2 protein-coding genes are annotated in these 6,740 nt (G+C 34.4%); both read right to left on the bottom strand.

The features are described from left to right. On the bottom strand, positions 1-4,940 hold a 4,940-nt coding region (locus tag ACJROP_RS09065; protein WP_406535151.1), incomplete at its 3' end, for a DUF3344 domain-containing protein. A gap of 201 nt (positions 4,941-5,141) precedes the next feature. Further along, positions 5,142-6,740, bottom strand: a 1,599-nt coding sequence (locus ACJROP_RS09060) for a DUF3344 domain-containing protein (RefSeq protein WP_406535150.1), incomplete at its 5' end; no start/stop codon positions are given.

Here is a 6,740-nt window from a genome sequence, read left to right as displayed (position 1 = left end):
AATACAATCAATGAAGTTGGGTAAACAGCAACACCATTATAAGATTTGTTTAAAACAAAGGTGTTGTCACCATCAACAACAAGGCCGGTTACGTTATAAACAACTAAACCGTAAGCACGAGTACCATAGTTACCTAAGTTACCTTGATCACGATAATTAGCAATAGGAGCAATCACTTGACCATTGAAAGTAGTATTCCAAGAATTAAAGTCGCCAGTAGCAACATTATCCCAGTTATATGAAATATATAACAATGCCTCTTTAACACTACCGTCACCTAAATCAACAGCAAGAACATCAGTCCTATTAGTTGTTTTAGCATTAATATAAGTATTGCCATTCACAATTACGACATCACCAACGAAAGTGTACTCCCTTACAGTTGGGTCAGCACCAGGATAAGCATAATCCTTACCTAAATTACCATTATAAACGATAACAAATGAGAAATCATCACTATTAATCGGACCGTTAGCATCTTCAACAACAACAGTATAAACAACATTCTCATTATTATTACCGATAACAGTATTTTCGGTAACAGGCCTAATAGTAGTATCAACGAAATTCAAAGTATAAGTCTCACCAACAACATAATCAGCAATAGTCTCACTACCAACTAACTGATCACCAATGAAAACATTAACAAGAACATCTTCACCATCGACATTACCATTGTTTTTAACTTTTACAGTTAATCTGTTTTCAACACCAGCATAAACACTAGGAACAGAAGTATATTCACTATTCATAGCAATTTCAGCACCAGGTACTTGTTTTGCTTTAGTAACAACCAATACTTGTTCATAAACAACAACAGTTGTCATAGCTTTAGGATTGGTTAAATACCATGCATCATTATCTTCACTGATAACGTCAGTTACATTAGCTAGATATGCGAAACAGGTATTGTCACTTGAATAACTGCTCCAAATACTATTGAATTCTTTGCCGTTGAACAATAAGTTTCCATCAGTGCTTCCACTTGCTGAACCTGCAAATACATACCAGGATGCATCAGTCATGTCAGTTAAATTAATATCTTCATATGGGACAAATACGTTTGTTTTTCCAGCATATTCTTCATTATAATATCCATATAAAACATCACAGATGTCAGTAAAGTAAACATCTTTAATTTGAGTGCTACCTGGTTGATTATATAAAACCATTAAAGTAGATGGATATAATGCGCAGTTACCGGTTTTTTCAATTACAAAGGTATTTTCACCATCAACAAAGTAGTCAGTTACGTCAAATACAGCAAGACCATAGCCATAAGCTCCGTAATAACCTAGATTTCCTTGGTCTTTTTCAAGTGCAATATAATCGTTGGTTATATCAGCATCATCAAATGTTAAAGTCCAACCATTTGGGAAATAAGATGTATCCCAATTATAGTTGAAGTAAAGGAAAGCTTTGACTAACTCTGCACCTTCAGGAAGAGTGATGTCCCAGGTTTCAGTTCTGGACCTAGTAAATTGGTCTGCATATTTGCTAATGTCCTGTGAGGCTATAATAATGTCCCCATCAATGGTGTAAACTCTATTAACTTGATTATCATGACCGTCATATGCATAGGTTTTATTTAAATAACCATCATATGCGATTTTCTTATTATATGTTTTTGAGTCTAAAACGACATCACCATATTTTACATTAACAGTGTATGTAACAAGATTATTGTTGTATTGACCACTGACTGTTTGTTCTGTGATGTCTCTGATGGTAGGGTCATTTATAACCAAAGTTGTGACTCCACTAGCTAATGAATCAATTGTTTCGATTGCAATTACAGTATTTCCTTCGCTGCTTACAACTTCAACAACAACGTTTTCTACAGCATCGGTTTCTTGATTGTTGATTTTTACTGTTAAATTGTTGTCAACACCTGCAAAGACTCCTTCGCTCCATGGAGTAGTTAATGCATTAACAACAATGTCAGGAAGAATTACTTCTTTTTCGGTTGCGGTCAATAAAACAAGAACGTTTTTATAGGATCCTCCGTTATTGGTGTAACCGAAGTTTGTGTTTGAACCTTGTCTGAAGTAATCGCTTAATCCATTGTTTTCAGAAGTCCAATAAGCATTGATATAGAAACTGCCTGATTGGATTGTTGTAGGATTGCCAATAAGGTTATTGTTCAATTTGAAATCTTTAGCTTGAGTACTGGACAATGCAATGTTTTGTAAGGTAAGATTATCTTTTGGACCTGTGTATGAACGGGTAGTAAGAGCATCTGTTTGAACATCACTGCCACCAGTCCAATGTTGACCAACATCTAACCAGTAGGTAATGTTGTCATTATCACCATCATCATAAGCCAAGAACAAAGTAATCATTTTAATTCTACCATCAAAACCGTTTCTACCAGCAATTTTGGAATTAGAAACACTGATTGTAATAGAATCGCCAGCATTTAAAGTGGCAACAGCACCAGTTATATTATAATGGTATTGGTAATCGGAATACTGTTTAGTTGTATGGCCATTAATTGTATAAACTGTATCGTCACTTGCCTGATTGCCTGTGTAAACTAAATCTTCGGAACCGATTGTTGTGGTTGAATCAGTTGTTAAAGTAACATCTGAATGTAATCCATAAGTATTGGAATCACCACTTCCAGAATAGGAATTTATAATCACAATAGCAGATTTGATATTTGTAAGACCTTCAGGAAGTGTATATACAAGACTTCCACTGGTAGTCCATGGATTTACACTGATTATCTTAGCTTCACCGGAAACAACACCAGTATCAAATAAATACATTTTATTTACTGTAGTTGGAATGTTTTCTTTAATAGCTAATGGTAAATCCATCTCTTCACTATCTACAGTAACTGTACTGGTAAGTGTTTTATAGCCAGAAGCGGTTACTGTAACAGTATAATCACCATATTGAACATTTTGAATATCACAGACACCTTCATCATCAGTAGTGCCAGTGTAAGTATTGTCACCAGATAAAACTACATTAGCATTAGCAATAGGTTCAATGTTATTGCAGACTACAGAAACATGAACAGTACTGTGTGTAGGTAGAGCAGTAAGAGTTACATCTAAATCATTCGCGAAATCGTTTACAGTAAAGGTACCGGTAAAGTCTTCATAACCATTTGCAGTTACTGTAACAGTATAATCCCCATAAGGAACAGTGTCAATAGTACCTAAACCTAAATCATCAGTAGTGCCTGTATAAGTACGTTCACCATCAGATAAAACTACATTAGCATTTTCTACAGGGCCATCAGCATCTGTTACGCTAATATAAACATCACCTAAAGGTTCTTCTTCAAATTCTTTAAACAACAAGAGATTTGTTTTATAGGATCCCCATCCTTCTTGGCTAGCGCCGAATGAAAAGTCCATATCGTCACCCTCTGGGAAGAAATCACCTATATAACACTCATCAGTATCCCAATAAGCATGGATATAATATGGGCCTTTTAAAACCTCAATAGGATCGTTTAATAATTCTCCATTAATCATATACTCTTGAGCATAATAACTGGACAATGCAATGGTCTCTAAAGTAATGTTACAGCTGTCAAATTCATAAGAAGCAGTAGGAATGATTTCATGTCTTTCGCCTTGAGTCCAAGACTGACCGATACCAAACCAATAGGTCATTTTATCATTATCGTCATCGTCATAAGCCAGGAACAAAGTAATCATTTTGATTCTTGCATCAAAACCGTAAGAACCATATCTGGAATTTGCAACATTAATAGTAAGAGAACTTCCAGCATTTAAAGCAGCAACAGTATCTGTTATATCATAAACATACTGATAATCTGAATACTGTTTGGTAGTATGGTCATTTATTACATAAATGTTAGGGTCGTTTGTTTGAACACCATAATAATATAAATCCTCAGAGCCTAAAGTTGTGGTTGAATCAGTTGTTAAAGTAACATCTGAATGTAATGCATAAGTTTCAGAACTTCCACTTCCGGAATAAGAATTTATAATAACGATTGCATATTTGACATCTTTAACAGCACCCGGAAGAGTAACCTGAAGACTACCGCTAGTTTCCCATGGATTTGCACTATATATCACAGCATCACCAGAAACAACACCATCGTAAGTTAAATAAATACCGGAATCATCCTCACCGCACAATGGGTCTATTTTAGTAAGAGTTAATGGTAAATTAATCTCATCACCATCTACAGTGACTGTACTGGTGAGTTCTTCATAACCATTGGCGGTCACTGTAACAGTATAATCTCCATAAAGAACATCTTCAATGTCGCAAACACCTTGTCTATTAGCAGTGCCTGTGTATGTTTCACTGCCAGTTAACACTACTTTCGCGTTAGGCACACCAGCATTATCGGATGTTACAGAAGCGTGAACAGTACCAGTTGAAGGAGCTGATGCTGAATTAACTGTAATATAAACATATGATTCAACCATTTCTGGATTACCCATTTCCACAAACTCAATGAAATACTCCATAGAATCCTCTGGAGTAAATGTTAGTTTATACTTTGTAGCACTTGCAGGAAGATTCCATGATGAAATATCAAGATTGAATTCACCGCGGTCTATCCATACACTACCGCTATTAGCTCCACTATACAATACACCGAAATTACCATTTGAATTCTTGGAATTTCCAGAATACAGAGTACCATGAATTGTATAACTATCCCCTTCATTGATAGTTATTTCATCTTCATCAAATTTTATCCATGAATCACTTGAGGAACTAGGATAGCTTAATGCATCATCATTATCAGCTTCCAAAGCTCCATCATCAACATTATCAATTTCCAAACTTCCATCATCAATATCGGCATCTAGTATTTCAGCGCTTTCATCTGCAATAGCTACAGTGCCATTGTCACTGTCAGCAGCAGATACCGCGGAAATGGAAAGCACCAATACAAACATCAATACCAACAATGGAATCGATTTTTTATGTATCAAAAAAAACCTCCTTATAAATAAATGAATTAAAATAACTAAATTTAGTTACATTATATAAATATAAAAAAAAATATTAATAAATTTAACTAAATTATTACTAATTAATTAAAAAAATATAAAAAAGTATTACGATAATTTGAAAATAAGACAAAAATTGTATACATTCACTGAATAAAAAAGGAATAAAGAGAATTAATCTCCTTATTTAATTCGAATTAATATTTTTTTGGTGCAAGCCTTGTAGGTTTTATCCCCTTTAAACTTAATTGCTGCTCTAAATTTACCTTTTTTAGTCAATTTTATGGTAAATTTAGCTACACCCTTGGCATTAGTTTTTGCAGTATAAGTTTTACCGTTGACTCTTAAAGTTATTTTTTTACCTTTTTTAAGGTAAGTTTTACCATTGACTTTGTTTTTAACTGTTTTTAAAGTCACTTTGATTTTTTTGGATTTTGTTTTAGCTTTAAATGCTTTGTTAGAAGCTTTTATAGAAGTTGACTTTTTAGTCACGGTAAATTTTATTGAAGCAGGTTTGGCTGCATTGTAGTTGTCATCACCCTGGAAGGAGACTGAATATGTGTAGGCTTTAGCGGTAGAAACACTTATCTTCCAACCTGCTCTGCCCTGACTATCAGTGATTACATTATGACTTACCCCATTGAAAGTTATTTTAACCAATTTATTTGACAAAACATTGCCGTCAATATCTTTTAAAACAGCATACAAAAAGGCACCCCTTTCACCGGCAGAATAATCAACCGCTACACGAGTAGAAGTAGAATCAATTTTAATTATTGTGTCTTTTTTGACTGTTACCACAAAATCGGTGCTGCCAATAGGATATTCCACACCGTCTCCGACAATTGCTGTAATTAGCGCCTTTCCGGATTTAACAGCGGTTATCATACCGTTTTCGTCAATTGTTGCAACACTTGTATCATTGGAGATATAGGTTACATTTAGAATTGCCGGATAAACAGTTGGATTAACAGTAACCTTTGAACCGACAACCATATTTAACTTATTAAAATCAAATTTAATGCTTGTTTTCACTTTCTTTTCAACAACCAAAACCTGTTCATAGGCAACTGTAGTTGATGATTGCGGACAAGAAATAAACCAAGCCTCATTATTTTGACTGATGCTTCCGGTTACATTGAATACATACGGGCGGCAATCATTAGGACTATAACCTGCAAATGGGTTCACTGCTGTAACATTATTGAAGCTTAAATTATTATTCAAACTGGATGATCCGGAGAATACATACCAATTGGCTTCAATCAAATTGGTTAAATCCACATCATTGAAGTTAACAACAAACTTAAGCAAATCATCATAACCGCTTGGATTATATAATGGATAGTATACATCACAAATATCGCTGAAATAAACATCTTTAACAGTATTGCTGTTAGTTAAATTATACAATACATACAAGGTAGATGGATATAAAGCACAATATTTTGTTTTATTAATTACAAAGCTGTTATTTGCATTTACATTATAAAAATCGGTGACATCAAATACTAAAAGTCCATAGTTGTATGCTCCCCATATACCAAGGTTACCCCTATCCATCTCATGAGAAATATACTCATTGAGAATATCATGGCCGTTGAATTCCAATGTCCAGCCATCAGGGAAGAATGATGTATCCCAATTGTAATTGAAGTACAATAGCACTTTAACTATTTCAGCATCTTCCGGAGTTTTAATGTTCCAAGTTTCGTTTCTATACAATGTATATTGATCCCTATATACACCCACATCCTGTGTAGCTATAATGATATCTCCGTT

Source organism: Methanobrevibacter sp., assembly GCF_045220775.1.
Lineage (GTDB): Archaea > Methanobacteriota > Methanobacteria > Methanobacteriales > Methanobacteriaceae > Methanocatella.
Note: the sequence above shows the minus strand (reverse complement) of the source record. Positions and strands in the feature narration are given on the sequence as shown.